General features: G+C 58.9%; 14 protein-coding genes and 1 tRNA gene. 4 read left to right on the plus strand and 11 right to left on the minus strand.

The annotated features are described in order from the left end of the window. Positions 1-156: 156 nt before the first annotated feature. Positions 157-251: transfer RNA gene (locus WH298_RS09980), tRNA-Sec, on the minus strand. A gap of 167 nt (positions 252-418) precedes the next feature. Between WH298_RS09980 and xylB the strand changes: the two genes are divergently transcribed. Together xylB and WH298_RS09990 are read left to right on the plus strand one after the other, a co-directional pair. After that, entirely contained in the window at positions 419-1,861 is a 1,443-nt protein-coding gene (xylB, locus tag WH298_RS09985; protein ID WP_180822769.1) for a xylulokinase, read from the plus strand. A 134-nt stretch (positions 1,862-1,995) separates the two neighbouring features. Beyond that, positions 1,996-2,928: a GlxA family transcriptional regulator gene (locus tag WH298_RS09990; RefSeq protein ID WP_180822770.1), complete on the plus strand. Its 933-nt coding sequence runs from the start codon at positions 1,996-1,998 to the stop codon at positions 2,926-2,928. Here the strand turns inward: WH298_RS09990 and WH298_RS09995 are convergent. The 10 genes from WH298_RS09995 to WH298_RS10040 form a co-directional block, all read right to left on the minus strand. Further along, positions 2,913-3,908, minus strand: a complete 996-nt coding sequence (locus WH298_RS09995; protein WP_180822771.1) for an acyltransferase — start codon at positions 3,906-3,908, stop codon at positions 2,913-2,915. The genes WH298_RS09990 and WH298_RS09995 overlap by 16 nt on opposite strands. A 192-nt stretch (positions 3,909-4,100) precedes the next feature. Beyond that, entirely contained in the window at positions 4,101-5,216 is a 1,116-nt protein-coding gene (locus WH298_RS10000) for a mandelate racemase/muconate lactonizing enzyme family protein (protein WP_049852364.1), read from the minus strand. A 32-nt stretch (positions 5,217-5,248) separates the two neighbouring features. Further along, on the minus strand, positions 5,249-6,010 hold the full coding sequence (locus WH298_RS10005; protein ID WP_007893447.1) for a GntR family transcriptional regulator: 762 nt from the start codon (positions 6,008-6,010) through the stop codon (positions 5,249-5,251). 1 nt (position 6,011) lies between these two features. Beyond that, positions 6,012-7,400, minus strand: a complete 1,389-nt coding sequence (locus WH298_RS10010; RefSeq protein WP_180822772.1) for a dihydroorotase — start codon at positions 7,398-7,400, stop codon at positions 6,012-6,014. Beyond that, the gene (locus WH298_RS10015) at positions 7,397-8,323 is read right to left on the minus strand and encodes an ABC transporter substrate-binding protein (RefSeq protein WP_180822773.1); all 927 of its coding nucleotides are present in this window, start codon (positions 8,321-8,323) and stop codon (positions 7,397-7,399) included. Before WH298_RS10015 ends, WH298_RS10010 begins: the two co-directional genes overlap by 4 nt. Then, positions 8,323-9,375 carry an alpha-hydroxy acid oxidase gene (locus WH298_RS10020; RefSeq protein ID WP_180822774.1) on the minus strand — a complete coding sequence of 351 codons (1,053 nt, stop codon included), beginning with the start codon at positions 9,373-9,375 and terminating at the stop codon, positions 8,323-8,325. Before WH298_RS10020 ends, WH298_RS10015 begins: the two co-directional genes overlap by 1 nt. Next, positions 9,362-10,888 carry an amino acid ABC transporter permease/ATP-binding protein gene (locus tag WH298_RS10025; RefSeq protein WP_180822775.1) on the minus strand — a complete coding sequence of 509 codons (1,527 nt, stop codon included), beginning with the start codon at positions 10,886-10,888 and terminating at the stop codon, positions 9,362-9,364. The genes WH298_RS10020 and WH298_RS10025 overlap by 14 nt, the downstream gene beginning before the upstream one ends. 64 nt (positions 10,889-10,952) lie before the next feature. Next, positions 10,953-11,849: a transporter substrate-binding domain-containing protein gene (locus WH298_RS10030; RefSeq protein ID WP_180822776.1), complete on the minus strand. Its 897-nt coding sequence runs from the start codon at positions 11,847-11,849 to the stop codon at positions 10,953-10,955. A 116-nt stretch (positions 11,850-11,965) separates the two neighbouring features. Continuing rightward, positions 11,966-12,937 (minus strand): D-2-hydroxyacid dehydrogenase, encoded by a 972-nt coding sequence (locus tag WH298_RS10035; RefSeq protein ID WP_180822777.1) that lies wholly within the window; start codon positions 12,935-12,937, stop codon positions 11,966-11,968. Further along, complete coding sequence (locus WH298_RS10040; protein ID WP_180822778.1) at positions 12,937-13,329, minus strand: RidA family protein; 393 nt, start codon at positions 13,327-13,329, stop codon at positions 12,937-12,939. The genes WH298_RS10035 and WH298_RS10040 overlap by 1 nt, the downstream gene beginning before the upstream one ends. A gap of 347 nt (positions 13,330-13,676) precedes the next feature. On the opposite strand from WH298_RS10040, the gene glyQ reads away from it, so the two are divergent. Then, entirely contained in the window at positions 13,677-14,588 is a 912-nt protein-coding gene (gene glyQ / locus WH298_RS10045) for a glycine--tRNA ligase subunit alpha (protein ID WP_007893431.1), read from the plus strand. A gap of 9 nt (positions 14,589-14,597) precedes the next feature. Continuing rightward, positions 14,598-16,667, plus strand: coding sequence for a glycine--tRNA ligase subunit beta (gene glyS, locus WH298_RS10050; RefSeq protein ID WP_049852355.1), 2,070 nt, complete (start codon positions 14,598-14,600; stop codon positions 16,665-16,667). Positions 16,668-16,741: the final 74 nt, after the last annotated feature.

Here is a 16,741-nt window from a genome sequence, read left to right on the forward strand (position 1 = left end):
ATTCACTGTTTAAAAAGGATGTTATCGATTTGCTCGCTGATGGTCGCATTAATTTTCTACTTTATGGCCTCATTGCATCGTCAAAGATTCGTAAGATGATCATCAGCTGATTGGCGTTTATTTTTATTGAAGACGTTAGAGGGTAATGAACTAAAGTGGCGGAAGATCACAGGAGTCGAACCTGCCCGGGACCGCTGGCGGCCCCAACCGGATTTGAAATCCGGCCGCCTCACCGGAGACGACGATCTTCCTTTGAAGATGCCGCAGGAGTATAGCGGCAATCCACAGCAAAATCTTGATCTCACCTGTGCTTGAACGCACGTTCCTGCCGAGACTTTGGCGCATGCGGTTTAGCAGGATGCTTAAATACCGACTAGAACTCTGTCATCTGAGATTATTAACTCATCAGGAGCGCAGCATGGTGATCGGCATCGATTTGGGCACTTCCGGCGTGAAAGTGGCGCTGCTGGATGCGCACGGCAAGGTGATAGCAGTGGAGAGTGCGCCGCTGGAGGTTTCACGCCCTCAGCCGCTATGGAGCGAGCAGGATCCTGAAAGCTGGTGGCAGGCGACGGATCGCGCCATGCAGGCGCTGGCGCGGCAGCACGATCTCAGCGGCGTAGAGGCGATGGGCCTAAGCGGCCAGATGCACGGTGCCACCTTGCTGGATCGCGATAATCAGGTGCTGCGTCCGGCGATTTTATGGAATGACGGACGCAGCGGCGAGCAGTGCCGCGAGCTTGAGCAGCGCGCGCCGGATGCGCGGCACATCACCGGCAATCTGATGATGCCCGGCTTTACCGCGCCCAAGCTGTTGTGGGTGAAACAGCATGAGCCGCAGCTGTTTGCGCAAATCGCAAAAGTCCTGCTGCCGAAAGATTATCTGCGCTGGCGCATGAGCGGCGATTTCGCCAGTGATATGTCGGATGCGGCCGGAACGATGTGGCTGGACGTGGCGCAGCGCGACTGGAGTGATGTGATGCTCAACGCCTGCGATTTGCAGCGCAGCCAGATGCCACAGCTGTTTGAGGGCAATCAAATTACCGGCACTTTGTTGCCGGACGTTGCCGCACGTTGGGGGATGAAAACGGTACCGCTGGTGGCAGGCGGTGGCGATAATGCCGCAGGCGCGGTGGGCGTCGGCATGGTTGAGCCGGGACAAGGCATGTTGTCGCTCGGTACCTCGGGCGTCTATTTCATGGTGAGCGATGGTTATCTCAGCAATCCGCAGCGGGCGGTGCACAGCTTCTGTCATGCCCTGCCGCAGCGCTGGCATTTAATGTCGGTGATTTTGAGCGCGGCTTCCTGTCTGGATTGGGCGGCGGCATTGACTGGCTGCGAGGATGTGCCGCAGTTGCTGAGTGAAGCGGAAAAAGCGCGCAACGATGTGCCGCCGGTATGGTTCCTGCCGTATCTCTCCGGGGAGCGCACGCCACACAACAATCCGCAGGCGCAGGGTGCGTTTTTTGGTTTAACGCATCAGCATGGCCGAGCTGAACTGGCGCGCGCGGTGCTGGAAGGTGTCGGATTTGCGCTGGCCGAAGGTATGGATGCGGTGCATGAGTGCGGCGTGCAGCCGAAAACGGTGATGCTGATTGGCGGCGGCGCGCGGAGTACCTACTGGCGTCAAATGCTGGCGGATATTAGCGGGCTGACGCTGGATTATTGTCACGGCGGTGAAGTTGGCCCGGCGCTGGGTGCGGCGCGATTAGCGCAGCTGGCGATTGATGCAGATAGTCGTTGGCCCGCGCTGGAATTGGCGCAGCGGCATCAGCCGGACGCGGCACGCCATCAAGCCTATCAGCAGCAGCGTGAAGTGTTTGCACGCTTGTATCAGCAGCTACAGCCGTTGATGTCTTGATGATGGCTGGATTTGGCAGGATGTGAGGTTTTTTGTCAGGTATGATGTGCGAGTCATGTCAGATAGTTTGGCCTGATTTGGTCGCCATTCATGCCACCCTGGTCGAACGTCGCACCTATCCCACGGAGCCCACCATGCCACAACACGTCTTCTTCCTTGTCCTTCCCGGCGTGATGGCGCTGGATCTCACCGGCCCGGCGGAAACTCTGCAGCTGGCTGATGGCCACTTCGTGCTGCACTACATCGGTCCGCAGCCCAGCGCGCTGTGCTCCACCGGCATGACCATCGCCGATATCGCGCCGTTGCCCGCGCAGCTGCCCGACAACAGCCTGCTGGTGGTGCCTGGCGTCTACGATTCGCGCGTCTGTTTTGACACCGAACCGGCAGCATTAGCGCGTGACTGGCTGCGCCAGCAGCAGGCGGCGATTGATGCCCAGCGCATCACGCTGGTGTGCATCTGTTCCGGCGCACTGCTCTGCGCGCAGGCGGGAATGCTGGATGGCGTGCAGTGCACCACGCACCACGACGTGTTAGCGCGCCTGAAAGCGGCGGCGCCGACAGCTTTAGTGAAAGATAACCGCGTGTTCGTCGAAGATAGCGGCATCTGGACCAGCGCAGGCATTACCGCCGGCATCGACTTGGCGCTGCATTTAATCAACCGGTTGTGCGGTGCGCCGCAGGCACTGAAAGTGGCGCGTGAAATGGTGGTGTGGTTCCGCCGTTCTGGTGACGATCCGCAGCTGTCGCCGTGGCTGCGCTATCGCAACCATATGCATCCGGCAATTCACCGCGCGCAGGATGTGATGATTGCCCATCCCGAACATGACTGGTCGCTTAGCGCGTTAGCCGAGCGGGCGCACGTTAGCGAACGTCATCTTACGCGGCTGTTTCGCCAGCATCTGGGCATTAGCGTGCGCGAATATCATGAACAGCTGCGTTTAGTGATTGCTCGTCAGCGTCAGCAGCAGGGCGAAGCGGCGGAAAAAGCGGCGCTGGCGGCCGGATTCTCCTCGGCGCGCCAGCTGCGTCGCGCGCATCAACGCTGGGACGATCAGCTCACCAGATGACGTTTATCCACGCGTTTTAACCCCATCGCCAGCAGCAGACTGCCTATTAATGTAACGCCGATCACCCACGGCAAATCGAGCCATGGCCGCGACATGTCGTCGTAGTGATGGGTGCGCAGAAAGTGGATAAACAGCGCGTGAAAGCCATAAATTGGCAGCGAATAGCGCGAAACGGTGGCGAGTCCCGGCAGCGCGCGCTGATTCAGCGTGTTTTTGAACAATATCAACAGGCTAATGGCGGCAATAAACACCAGCGGGCCGCAGTAGAGGTACCAGGTATCGTTGAACGCGCCGTTGATTTTCAGCATCTGTTTGGTGCCAAGCGCAATACCAATCACGCAGGCGATAAAGCCCAATCCCGCCAGCCAGCTCACGCTACGTTTATCCGTTTCCATGCAGCCAATCGCGCGTCCGAGCAGCGCATACAGCAGGTAGTAAATGCTGTCGCCGCTGACATACAGATTCACCGGCAGCCAGTGGAACGGCCCCAGCGACTGACTCACAGTATTGGGATTGGCCAGCACCGCCAGCACAATCACCAACATTGCCACATAGCGCGGCGCCACACTTTTCACCTGAATCAGCGGTGACAACAGATAGATGCCGATAATGGCGAAGAAGAACCACAGGTGATAGAACACCGGTTTTTGCAGCAGCTTAAGCAGCGATCGCCCTTCGCTAATCGGCGTTAGCCAGGTGATATACGCCAGCGCCACCGCACTGTAAAACAGCAGGCACAGCACGATGCGCAGCAAATGTCGCCCCTGCGCGCTACGTTCACCGAAAAACAGATAGCCCGAGATCATAAAGAACAGCGGAACGCAGACACGTGACGCCGAGTTGAGCAGATTCGCCACATCCCAGGTTGTGCCGGTTACCGCCATCGGTCCGGTGATGTACCAGGTGGTGGTGTGGATGACGATCACCATCAGGCAGGCAACCGCGCGTAAGTTGTCGATCCAGTAGATTTTTTGCTGCATGGCGTCCTCTTGCATTCACTGCGAAGAAGGGTAGCCAGTGAGCCGCGCGCCAACAACCTTTTGCGATGTAATTCAGATCGCTCTGATGTTTGGTACAGAATTCAATTACCGCACATGCCGTAGCGGCGCGATTCATCGCGCAATAAATTGCGCCGCTACGATGTGTGCATCGGTGTTATGCGGTAACAGACTTTAATCGCGCACGAGGAACTTCTCGATCACCGCTTCATCGGGTTCAACGCCAAGGCCCGGCTCGCTTGGCAGCCACGCGTAGCCATCGGCGATGCGCACCGGGTTTTTCGCCAGCGAGCGGCTGATTTCGCCCGGTTCAACGCAGTACTCCATCACCAGCGCATTCTCAATCGCACAGAGGAAATGCAGCGAGGCGGCGGTATTGATGTCAGTGGTGAAATTGTGATTACACACTTTGCGGCCACGGCTGTGCGCGTAGCTGGCGATCTCCATCGCCTGGGTGAAACCGGTGCGCGTCAGATCGATCTGCACGATATCGATGCCGCCTTCATCAATCAGGCGCTGGAAACCGACGACGGAACACTCTTGCTCACCGGCGGCGATATGCTGCTGGCAGGCGGCGGAAACCTGGCCGTAACCGGCGTAGTTATCCGGATGCAGCGGCTCCTCGATCCAGAACAGATTGAGATGCTCGTAGCGCTGGCTGCGGCGGATAGTGGTTTTGGCATCCCACACGTGACCGACATCCAGCATCAGATCCACGTTATCGCCCATCGCGTTACGCAGCGCGTCGAGATAGCGCAGGTCCAGTGCTTCGTCGGTGCCGAACGGCTCCCAGCCAAACTTCACGCCGCTATGGCCGGTATCAATCGCGTGCTGGGCGCGGGCAACGGTCTCTTCCACGCTGAACTGGAACATGTTGGAGGAGTAAACGCGCATCTTGTCGCGCAGCGCGCCGCCCAGCAGTTCGACGATCGGCTTACCGAGCGCTTTACCTTTGATGTCCCACAACGCGATGTCGATGCCGGCCATCGCCTGCAACACCGCGCCGCTGCGTCCGTAGTAGATGGTGGCGCGGTGCATTTTCTTCCACAAACGGCCAGTTTCCAGTGGGTTTTCGCCAATCAGCAGCGATTTCAGGCCGGTTACCATGGTGTGCGAATAGGGCGCTTCGATGATGGCTTTGGTGACATACGGGCTGCCATCCACTTCGCCCCAGCCGGTGATGCCGGCGTCGGTGGTAATTTTGATCAGCAGCGCATCCTGAGAACTGTCGGTACGCTGCTCAATCACCGGCAGGCGCAGGTAAAACGCCTCAACGTTAATGATTTTCATGGTGTTTTCCCTGGTGTAAAGGCACTTCAAAATTAGCCGAGAGCGGAACGGTGCTGTCGGCGCTGTGTTATCAGGGTTTCGTAATCCACGTCCAGCGCCTGAATGCGGATGTGGTTCTCAACCTCGTCGGTCATTTTGGCGATGTCGCCATCGGCAAAGACATTGATCAGTCGTTGGTGCTCCTCAATGATGTCGCTCATCGATTTGCCCATGGTGGAGAGACCGAAAATCACCGTCAGCTGACGGGCAATTGACTCCCACAAGTTGCTCAGCACCGGGTTGTGCGCAAAGCTGCACAGCGTGCGGTGGAAATCGGTATCGGCCGAGGCAAAACCGTAAACGTCATCGTTTTGCATCATCGCCTGCATCTGCGCCACGCCCTGATACAGCTGGTTGAGCTGCTCGGCGCTGTTGCGTCCAGCCTCAATGGCGCGGCGACAGGCCAGCGTCTCCAGCGGGATGCGCACATCAATAATCTGCTCCAGCCGCTGATGCGAAATCTCCATCAGGCGGATGCCTTTGTACGGCTCGCTGGTGACGATGCCCTGGCTCTCGAGAATGCGCAGCGCTTCACGAATCGGCACGCGGCTCATGCCCAGCTTGGCCACCAGTTCCGGTTCGGCGATGCGGTCGCCGGGCAAAATCAGGCCGCGCGATGCGGCGCTGAGAATCGCATCCACGGCGTGATCGACCAGCGTGCGCGGACGTGCCGCACTCCAGCTGTTATCGGTTGCAGCTTCCTGCGCCAGCGGGGCGCTATTTTTACGACTAGCGGTAGACGGTTTTCCTGCCATGTTATTTTCCTGTTTCAACCTGTCGGGTCACGAACTGACCGAAGCCGGGCTCAACCTGCATCTGGTCATCCTCGAATACCGTGACGCCACGAATCATGGTGCGCACCACTTTACCCTGACAGCGCATCCCTTCAAATGCGCTCCACTTGCCGAGTCCCTGGAAATTCGCCCCTTTTACCGTCCAGCTCTGGCTGGCGTCGTAGAACACCAAATCAGCGTCAAACCCGGGTGCGATCGCCCCTTTCTTACCCCACAGCTGGAAGGCTTTGGCCGGTCCGCTGGCGGTCATACGCGCGAACTCGCTGAGTGCTAAGCCGCGATCGCCATGTGCCGCGCTGAAGAACATCGGGCTGAGCGTTTCCACGCCGGTCAGGCCCATGCCCGCCTCCCAGATGCTGGCTTCACCGGCCTGTTTTTGCGCGGGTGTATACGGGCAATGGTCGGAGGCGATCATGTCGACGTCGCCGCGCAGCAGCACCTGCCACAGCGCATCCACCACCGGACGCGGGCGGATCGGCGGGCCGCAGCGCGCATTGGGGCCGATGCGTACCAAATCATCTTCGTCGAGCAGTAAATAGTGCGGACAGGTTTCGAAGCTGGCGCGTACGCGGCTTTTGGCGGCAACGATGGTTTCTGCGGCGCGCGCCGAGCTGACGTGCACGATATGGCAGCGTGCGCCGGTCTCTTCGGCGATGGCCAAGACGCGGCCCACCGCTTCAATCTCCGCAATTTCCGGACCGGCCTGCGCATGGGCGCGCGTATCTTTGCGTCCGGCGCGGCGCAGTTCGTTGCCGGCCCCGATGAGAATCTCGTGGTTCTCGGCGTGCACGCCAATCAGCCCGTCGAAGGTTGCCAGCTCGCGCATAGCGCGCAGCAGGCCATCGTCGTCGAGACGCGGCAAACCTTTCTCGTCGGTGGCTTCACCGCCGGGCGCGCCGCTGCACAGGAAAGCTTTGAACGCCAGCGCACCGGCCTGATCCAGCGCCGCCAGTTCGTGCACGTTGCGGCTATCAAGGCCGGCCCACATGGCGTAATCCACCGAACAGTTGTCGGCCAGCCAGCTTTTTTTAGCGCTGAAGTTAGCCAAAGATGTCGCGGGCGGCAGCGAGTGCGGCATCTCAACGATGGTGGTCACGCCGTGCGCCGCCGCGCCGCGCGTGCCTTCGCGCAGCTCCTGCTCGGGAAAGTCGTGCGAACCGGTGAAGTGGGTATGCACATCGATGGCGCCAGGCACGATGATCAGGCCACGTGCATCGATCACCGCGTCAACGCCGTCCGTCATCGCACCAGGCGTTAATAACCCGCTGATTTTGCCGTCTTCGATTAACAGATCGGCGAGTGCGGTAGCGTGTTCGCTCACCACCAAGCCGTTAATAATTAACTGTTTCATTGCTCTGCCCCTGCCTGCGTCACCAGCGCCGCATAGGGCACCGGTTGTGAAGGATCCAGCCAGCCAATCGCGCCTAACAGCTGGCTGAAATGCGCAAACTCAGCGCGCGGAATGATGCTGTCTGATGCAAAAACGCGGGCCTGTTGATAGGCGGCCAGCCCGCGTTCCAGCGCATCACGCGGATAATCGGCATAAAACGGCTGCACTTTTTCTGCCAGTTCGGCGGCATCATGCGTAGCCATCCACGCCAGCGCCTGGGTTATCGCCCGGGAAAAGGCGGCGAAGGCGGGCGCTTTCTCGCGCAACACATCGGCGCGCGCAATGTAAGCACTCCACGGCACGTGACCACATAAGTTGGCGAGGCTGCTGATGCTGCAGAGCTGTCCGGCGACGATGGCGGGCGCCAGCATGTGCATGGCGTGCAGCGCATAATCGACCTCTCCGTGCGCCACCGCTGCGAAATCGCGCGCCTGATCGCCGCTGCCGGCAACCAGCTCAACCTCACCCTGCAAACCGTGGCGCGCCAGTAACCAGCGGAAGGTCAGCGTAGCGGTGCCGACATTGCCGACATCCAGCACGCGCTTGCCGCGCAGGTCGCTGAGCTGAAAATCCGGCTGCGGCTGTGCGGCGGCGAGAAACCACGGATTGGCGGCCACCGAGGCGCAGAAACACTGCAGCTCCGCGCCGTGCTGCTGGAAATGCTTCATCACCACCATCGGACCGCCGAGCGTCAGATCGGCCGCGCGGCTTAACACCGCGGGCACCTGTCCGCCCTGCACGGTGTGTCCGCCTGATTCGCTGGTAGTGAAATGCACCTGCAGCTGCTGTGCGGCAAACAGGCCTATGCTGTGCGCCAGATAGTGGGCGCAGTAATAGATGCGTGATTCGCTGGCATCGCCCTGATTGAAAATTAACGTCTGCATCAGCTGCGTACCTCGGTGAGAAAACTGCCGTTAAGTGCCGCCATGTCGCTGACGCCGCACCAGTGGCTGATGGCGGTAATCTCATTGATCCAACCGGAGAGCAGCTCGAATACTGCGCTCTCGCCACCGGCGACTAAGGCACTGATGATCGGTCGCACGCTGAGAGACAGCGACGCGCCGAGACAGCGCGCTACCAACGCATCGCTGCCGCAGCGTACGCCGCCATCCAGCAACAGCGGCAGCCGCGTCACCGCTTGCAAATCGGGCAACTGATCGACTGGCGTGGCCCAGCGCGCGCTCTGGCGCAGACCGATATTCGAAGCAATCAAGCCGCTGACGCCGTGTTGTGCCGCCTGCGCGGCATCGTCATGATGCAGAACGCCTTTCAGCCACAGCGGTAAGTGATGATTGGCGCAGTGCGCCGCCACCTCGTCAATCTCCTGCCAGCGCCACACCGGAAATGCTGGCAGCGGCTCAACACCCGGCTGCGTGCCGCCGATGGTGTGCCAGCCGCGCTGTTTTAATGCGTCGCCAATCGAGAAGCCGCCGGGCTGTAATCCGGCCACCGGATGCACCGGTGCCAGCACCGTAAGCACGATGTTTTGAAATCCGGCCTGCGCCGCTTGATCGACTAACGCTTTGATGCGGCCGACATCGCCTGCTGCACGCAGTTGCAGCCAGCAGCGATGGTACTCCGCGCCAATCTGCTCCAACGGCGTGACGGTCTCCTCGGAGATCACCAGCGGCAGCTGCAGGCGTTTGCAGGCGCGGGCAATCGGCAGCACACCCTCTTGGTGGAAAATGCGGTCACCGGCAAAGGCGCCGACGCCAATCGGTGCGGCCCAGCGTTGTTCATGCAGCGAAATCTGCGTGTCGATGGTGTCATTGCCTTGCAGCACGCGCGGCAGCAGACGATAGCGGCGCAAAGCCTGCTGATTGGCATCCGTTTCGTTACCGCGCGCATCGGCAGGCTGGCCTTGCATATAGCGGAACAACGCATCGCCGAGGCGCTCGCGCGCGGTCAGTTCAAACGGCAGTTCAGGCGTTGGCATGCTGCACCTCCGCGGCATTTTCATGTTCAAGGAAGGTGGCGAAAGCCGGCGTTTGCGGATTTTGCAGAATTTCTGGTGTGCCTTCTTCAATCAGCGCACCGTTTTGCAGAAACACCACGCGATCGGCAACGCCCGCCGCAAAGGCGATGTCGTGAGTGCTGATGATCATGGTGATGCCGGTTTGCGCCAGGCTGCGCATGGTTTGGTTCACTTCGCGCACCAGTTCCGGATCGAGCGCCGAGGTTGGCTCATCAAACAGCAGGATTTGCGGTTCGGCCGCTAGCGCACGCGCAATGCCAACGCGCTGTTTCTGTCCGCCGGAGAGCTCATGCGGCAGCGAGGCGGCAAAATCACCGAGTCCTACCATCTTCAGCGCGCGCATCGCTTTGGCTCGGGCGATTTCCGGCTGTGCACCTTGCACGCGCAGCAGAATGCTCATCACGTTTTCCAGCGCGGTGAGGTGATCGAATAACGCGAAGTGCTGAAATACGATGCCGATACCTGATTTAGCACGGTTCACCGGCAGATGACGCTGCGCCAGCGCGCGACCTTTTTCGTCGCTGCCCATGAAATGGCCTTCGGTTTGAATGGTGCCGCTGCTGCGTGGCGTCAGCGCCAGAATGGATTTCAGCAGCGTACTTTTGCCCGAACCGGAGCGACCGAGCAGCACCACCACTTCGCCACGGCGCACGGTCAACGACAGCGATTTCAGCACCGCTTTGCCGGCATACTCGACGCACAGCTGATCCACTTCCAGCACCGGCGCGGCGGTTTGGGTATCCCAGCGCCGTTTCGGTAGTTGCATCGGCATCACATCTGCTTCCGGCGGCAGTTTCGCCAGGCGTGCGCGTGCCCGACGTGCACGTTCATCCAGGTTGTAGAACTTCTCCAGCCACCATTGGCCGCCCGCCAGCAAGGTGGAAAGAATCAGGTAGATGCCGCCTGACGCGACCAGCACCGGAATAAACAGGAAGTTTTGCGACACAATTGCCTGGCCGCGCATCGTCAACTCATTGACGCCCACCACCGACGCCAGCGAAGTGGATTTTAGCAGCCCAACGGTTTCATTACCCATGGTGGGCAGAATGGCGCGCAACGCTTGCGGAATCACCACGTGGATCATCTCTTTGCTGCGCGAATAACCGAACGCCTGCGCCGCCATGCTCTGATCGCGATCGGTCGCCATAATGCCACCGCGAATAATTTCAGCGCAGAAGGCGGTTTCATTGATCATCAGGGCGACCAGCGCGCTGGTGAACGGGCTTAAACGCAGGCCGAATTCCGGCAGCACGTTGTACAGCAGAATCAGCTGCAGCAACACCGGCGTGCCGCGCAGCGTATAGATGTAGATTTTCACCGGCACGCGGATAAACCAGTGCTTTGAGCTGCTGGCTAACGCCAGGAAAAAGCCAATCAAAATGCCGCCCGCCAGCGCACCAACCAACAGCTGCACGGCAATTACGGCACCTTCCCAGAGGTAGGGGAAAGTCAGGTACTTAAGAAAATCATCCAAGGCGTTATCCTCCTCAACGCCTCGTTTGAGGGGTTTACCCAAACGAGGCAGCTGAGTTTATGCATTAACCACGCGCAACCACTGGGCGTTCGGCAGCGCTGCCCTGGCCCCAGTAATCCAGCAGTTTTTTCTGTACGCCGCTCTCCTGAATCACCTTCATCGCGTCCAGCACGGCAGCGCGCAGCGTGGCGTTATCTTTGGCAATCGGGAAGCCGACCATGATTGGCAGGTCCACGGTGAAGCCGCTCTGCAGCGTTTTGTCCGCTTTGGCGATGGCGATGGCTGAACCGGCTTCGGTCAGATACACATCGGCGCGACCGCTTTTCACCGCCTGAATGCTGTTGTCGGTGTTCTGCACCATCAGCATGCTCACTTCCGGTTTACCGGCGGCGCTGCATTTGGCGCTCTGCTCTGGCACCAGCTTGTTGGCTTCGTAGGAACCCGCAGCAGCGGCGACGGTTTTGCCGCACAGGTCATCAACACTATTGATTTTCTTCGGGTTGCCTTGGGCCAGAATCGAACCGTCCTGCACCTGCATGGAAGCCACGAAAGCGATCTGTTTCATGCGCTCTTCAGTGACGTACAGCATCGGGCCGATGTCGGCGCGTCCACTGGAGATCGAGGTGAGCAGCACGTTGAACGAGCCGCTTTGATAACTGTGTTTCGCACCAAGGCAGCTGCTGATGCGCTCGAACAGGGAGGGATCGAGACCTTCAATGATGCTGGGATCTTTTTCCGAGGGCGCTTCAAAGCCTTTGGTGTAGCCGCCGAGGCCAACCACCAGATCTTTGCCTTTCAGCGCGGGATACTTGGTTTGTAGCGCTTTACACTGCGCCATGGCTGCGAAGTCGCTGGCGGTGGGCGTGATGGGATCGGTGCTGGCGGCGTGAGCGCTGGAGATGCCCGCCAGTAAGCTGCCGGTGAGACCAGAGATTAACAAAGCAGTGCGTGCAAATTTCATAAGAAGGTTCCCCTGATGCTGGTAAATGAAAAAGCGATGACCTTGTGATTTATGAACGTCTTTGGTGCTTTTTTAGGTGGCCGCCATGAATGGCGACCCTACGGAAATGGCGAGGCTCAGTATCCTCTTGCCGCATCAACCTGGTTGCGCAGCGGTTGTCCGTGGCGGTAACGCGCCAGATTATCGAGAAACACCTCAAGGCAACCGGCGAGGTAAGCGCTGTGATCGTCGAGGCTGCAGTGCGGCGTCATCACCACGCCGGGCGTGTGCCACAGCGGGTCGTCGACCGGTAACGGCTCTTGCGGATACACATCCAGCACCGCGCCCGCCAGTTCACCTGCCTGCAGTTTTTCGCGCAGGGCGGAGTAATCGAACACATCGGCGCGACCGACAATCACGATACCGGCGCGTGCGGGCAACCGGTCCAGACGCTGGCGATCGAACAGGTTGTGCGTTTGTGGCGTCAGCGGCAGGGTGGAAACCACTACATCAACCTGCGGCAACACTTCATCTACGGCATCAATGCGGATGCAGCGCGCCACGTTGGCATCGCGCTGGCCGCTGCGCGTCACGCCAATCACGCGGTACCCTTGCGCGCTCAGCAAATTTGCCGCGGCCGCACCAATTCCGCCCACGCCCAGCAGCAGCACGGTTTTTCCGCGTGCGCAGCCGCCAAACGTCGGACGCCACAAACGCTGCGCCTGATCCTGCAGAAAACCGGGAATGCCAAAGTTAAACATCAGCGCCGCCATCAAAATGAACTCGGCCCCTTTATCGCCGTGCACGCCAGAAGCATTGGTGAGCGTTACGCCTTGCGGCCAGTGCGCCAGCCACTGCTCAACGCCAGCGGACATCACCTGCACCCAGCCGAGGTGCGGCGTGCTGAACTGGTCGAGCGCCAGCTTGCGGCCGCTCCACAGAATGTCGCAGCGGGCAAGGAAACTGGCGGTCTGCGCCGCATCGCTGTTTTCGCTCAACGTGAAGTGATTACGCAGTTGCGCATGCGCATTCAGCTGCTGTTGCAACTGCTCGAGCGAAAGATGGAGCGCGTGTGGGGCGCTGGCGTCGTTCTCGATATGGATATGCATCAGCGCATCGCCGTCACTTCCATCTCGACCAGCAGGTCAGGATGGTTGAGCTGAATACCCACGGTGGCGCGTGCCGGGAAGGGGAACTGAAAGAATTCACTGTAAGCAGCATTCATCTCGCTGAAGGTGCTGAGGTCAGTGAGATAGATCGTTACGCGTACCACGTTGTCGAAGGTCATTTGCGCTTCGCTCAGCAGGTCGCCGACGTTTTTCAGCACCTGGCGCGTCTGACTGGCGATGTCCTGGCCAACAATCTCGCCGCTGTAGGGATCCATCGCCACCTGGCCGGAAATAAACAGCATCGGTTCGTGCAGCACGGCGGCGGAGAGCGGCGCGGGCCCCATTGGGCGGTCGCTGGCGTTCATTCCGGGGTAACTAAGCGCAATCTTCATGGTGAAATCTCAGGTAAAACTGTTTCACCGCAATTTCGTATACGATTATACAAGTGTCAATGTGCGATTTTTAACCATTGGGTCAAAAAGGTGATGTGCATCACGTAATAGGATTTAGTGATATATCGATCAAGACATTGAATTTAATGATTTTATTGAATTTATGATAGTGAGAGTTGAGGGGTTGAATGAATCGTATACGATTTTCTTATTGCTCTATGTTAACCCGGTAACCATGGTGGTTAACGCCTCATCGCTGGCCAGGATTTCCGGCTGCACAATCCGCGGTCAAAGGGTATACTGGCGCACTCTTTTTTTAACCGATCCGTATCGCGTGCGAATTCAACATGCAAAAGTTTGATACCAAGACCTTTCAGGGCCTGATCCTGACCTTGCAGGATTACTGGGCGCGTCAAGGCTGCACCATTGTCCAACCGTTGGACATGGAAGTGGGCGCCGGCACCTCTCACCCGATGACTTGCCTGCGCGCCTTAGGCCCAGAGCCGATGGCGACCGCCTATGTGCAGCCATCTCGTCGTCCGACTGACGGACGTTACGGTGAAAACCCGAACCGTTTGCAGCACTATTACCAGTTCCAGGTGGTGATTAAGCCCAACCCGGACAATCTTCAGGAGCTGTACCTTGGGTCGCTGAAAGAGCTGGGTATGGATCCCACCATCCACGACATTCGCTTTGTCGAAGACAACTGGGAAAACCCTACGCTTGGCGCATGGGGACTCGGTTGGGAAGTGTGGCTAAACGGCATGGAAGTGACGCAGTTCACTTACTTCCAGCAGGTGGGCGGCCTTGAGTGTAAGCCGGTGACCGGCGAGATCACTTACGGCTTAGAGCGCCTGGCGATGTACATTCAGGGCGTAGACAGCGTTTACGATCTGGTGTGGAGCGACGGTCCGTTTGGTAAAACCACCTACGGCGAAGTGTTCCATCAGAACGAAGTGGAACAGTCGACCTACAACTTCGAATACGCTGACGTCGACTTCCTTTTCACCTGCTTCGAGCAGTATGAGAAAGAAGCACAGCAGCTGCTGGCGCTGGAAAAACCGCTGCCGCTGCCGGCTTATGAGCGCATTTTGAAAGCGGCGCACAGCTTTAACCTGCTGGACGCACGCAAGGCGATTTCGGTTACCGAACGCCAGCGCTATATCCTGCGTATCCGCACCCTGACGAAAGCCGTGGCGGAAGCCTATTATGCGTCCCGTGAGGCGCTTGGCTTCCCGTTGTGCAATAAAAACAAGTAAGAGGCAGCCATGACCGATAAAACTTTCCTGGTGGAAATTGGCACCGAAGAGTTGCCTCCGAAAGCGCTGCGCAGCCTGGCAGAAGCCTTTGCTGCGCACTTCACCGCTGAACTCGATAGCGCCGGTTTGACGCACGGCGAAGTCAGCTGGTTTGCTGCTCCGCGCCGTCTGGCGCTGAAAGTGGCTACCCTGGCAGCTGCGCAGCCGGATCGCGAAGTTGAAAAACGTGGCCCGGCGATTGCCGCTGCGTTTGATGCCGACGGCAATGCGACCAAAGCGGCCGAAGGCTGGGCGCGTGGCAACGGCATCACCGTTGCTCAGGCTGAACGTCTGAGCACCGATAAAGGCGAATGGCTGGTGCATCGCGCCGCGATCACCGGCGAAAGCGCGCAGGCGCTGCTGCCCGCGATGGTTGCGACTGCACTGAGCAAGCTGCCGATTCCTAAGCTGATGCGCTGGGGCGCAAGCGACGTGCAGTTTGTGCGTCCGGTGCACACCGTTACGCTGCTGCTGGGTGACGAGCTGATTCCCGCGAAGATTCTCGGTATTGAGTCCGATCGCGTGATTCGCGGTCATCGCTTTATGGGCGAGCCAGAGTTCACCATCGACAACGCCGATCAGTATCCGCAGCTGTTGCTGGAGCGCGGCAAAGTGGTGGCGGATTACGCCGCGCGTAAAGCCAAAATCAAAGCGGATGCGGAAGCAGCGGCACAGAAGATTGGCGGCATCGCCGATCTGAGCGAAAGCCTGCTGGAAGAAGTGACCTCGCTGGTGGAATTCCCGGTGGTGCTGACGGCGAAATTCGAAGAGAAGTTCCTCGCGGTGCCAGCTGAAGCGCTGGTTTACACCATGAAAGGTGACCAGAAGTACTTCCCGGTGTACGACGCGGCGGGCAAGCTGCTGCCGAATTTCATCTTCGTCACCAACATCGAATCCAAAGATCCTCAGCAGATTATCTCCGGTAACGAGAAGGTCGTGCGCCCGCGCCTGGCAGATGCGGAGTTCTTCTTTAACTCTGACCGCAAAAAGCGTCTGGAAGATAATCTGCCGCGTCTGGAAACCGTACTGTTCCAGAAAGAGCTGGGTACGCTGCGTGACAAAACGGATCGTATTCAGGCGCTGGCCGGCTGGATTGCGGCGCAGATTGGCGCCGATGTGAATCACGCGACCCGCGCTGGCTTGCTGTCGAAATGTGACCTGATGACCAACATGGTCTTCGAGTTCACCGACACGCAGGGCGTGATGGGCATGCACTACGCGCGCCACGATGGCGAAGCGGAAGATGTGGCCGTTGCGCTGAACGAGCAGTATCAGCCGCGCTTTGCCGGTGACGATCTGCCGTCTAACCCTGTGGCCTGTGCCGTGGCGATTGCCGACAAGATGGACACCCTCGCGGGCATCTTCGGTATCGGTCAGCATCCGAAAGGCGATAAAGACCCGTTCGCACTGCGTCGCGCGGCGCTGGGCGTGCTGCGCATCATCGTTGAGAAAAACCTGCCGCTCGATCTGCAAACGCTGACCGAAGAAGCGGTGCGTTTGTACGGTAGCAAGCTGAGCAACGCTAAAGTGGTCGATGAAGTGATCGACTTTATGCTGGGCCGTTTCCGTACCTGGTATCAGGAAGAGGGCCACAGCGTTGACACCATTCAGGCGGTGTTGGCGCGTCGTCCAACTCGTCCGGCAGACTTCGATGCGCGCATGAAGGCGGTTTCGCACTTCCGTACGCTCGAAGCCGCAGCCACACTGGCCGCTGCTAACAAACGCGTGTCGAATATCCTGGCGAAATCGACCGAAACCCTGAATGACAGCGTGCAGGCTTCCTTGCTGAAAGAGAACGAAGAGATCCAACTGGCGACCTTCGTGACCGCGCTGGGCGATAAGCTGCAGCCGTACTTTGCAGAAGGTCGTTATCAGGATGCGCTGGTGGAACTGGCGCAACTGCGTGAAGCGGTGGACAACTTCTTCGATAAGGTGATGGTTAACGCTGACGATCAGGCGGTGCGTATTAACCGTCTGACGCTGCTGGCACAGCTGCGCCAGCTGTTCCTGCAGGTAGCGGACATTTCGCTGCTGCAGTAATTGGCCCGGTCGCCATGAATGGCGACCCTACGTTGTAGGGTTTGCATTTATGCGCTGATTCGCAATATATGCCT

The organism is Pantoea nemavictus (assembly GCF_037479095.1).
Lineage (GTDB): Bacteria > Pseudomonadota > Gammaproteobacteria > Enterobacterales > Enterobacteriaceae > Pantoea > Pantoea nemavictus.

Excerpts from the sequence above, each read along its gene's own strand:
- xylB (WP_180822769.1), top strand. The coding sequence starts at position 419 with ATGGTGATCGGCATCGATTTGGGCACTTCCGGCGTGAAAGTGGCGCTG.
- WH298_RS09990 (WP_180822770.1), top strand. The coding sequence starts at position 1,996 with ATGCCACAACACGTCTTCTTCCTTGTCCTTCCCGGCGTGATGGCGCTG.
- WH298_RS09995 (WP_180822771.1), bottom strand. The coding sequence starts at position 3,908 with ATGCAGCAAAAAATCTACTGGATCGACAACTTACGCGCGGTTGCCTGC.
- WH298_RS10000 (WP_049852364.1), bottom strand. The coding sequence starts at position 5,216 with ATGAAAATCATTAACGTTGAGGCGTTTTACCTGCGCCTGCCGGTGATT.
- WH298_RS10005 (WP_007893447.1), bottom strand. The coding sequence starts at position 6,010 with ATGGCAGGAAAACCGTCTACCGCTAGTCGTAAAAATAGCGCCCCGCTG.
- WH298_RS10010 (WP_180822772.1), bottom strand. The coding sequence starts at position 7,400 with ATGAAACAGTTAATTATTAACGGCTTGGTGGTGAGCGAACACGCTACC.
- WH298_RS10015 (WP_180822773.1), bottom strand. The coding sequence starts at position 8,323 with ATGCAGACGTTAATTTTCAATCAGGGCGATGCCAGCGAATCACGCATC.
- WH298_RS10020 (WP_180822774.1), bottom strand. The coding sequence starts at position 9,375 with ATGCCAACGCCTGAACTGCCGTTTGAACTGACCGCGCGCGAGCGCCTC.
- WH298_RS10030 (WP_180822776.1), bottom strand. The coding sequence starts at position 11,849 with ATGAAATTTGCACGCACTGCTTTGTTAATCTCTGGTCTCACCGGCAGC.
- WH298_RS10035 (WP_180822777.1), bottom strand. The coding sequence starts at position 12,937 with ATGCATATCCATATCGAGAACGACGCCAGCGCCCCACACGCGCTCCAT.
- WH298_RS10040 (WP_180822778.1), bottom strand. The coding sequence starts at position 13,329 with ATGAAGATTGCGCTTAGTTACCCCGGAATGAACGCCAGCGACCGCCCA.
- glyQ (WP_007893431.1), top strand. The coding sequence starts at position 13,677 with ATGCAAAAGTTTGATACCAAGACCTTTCAGGGCCTGATCCTGACCTTG.
- glyS (WP_049852355.1), top strand. The coding sequence starts at position 14,598 with ATGACCGATAAAACTTTCCTGGTGGAAATTGGCACCGAAGAGTTGCCT.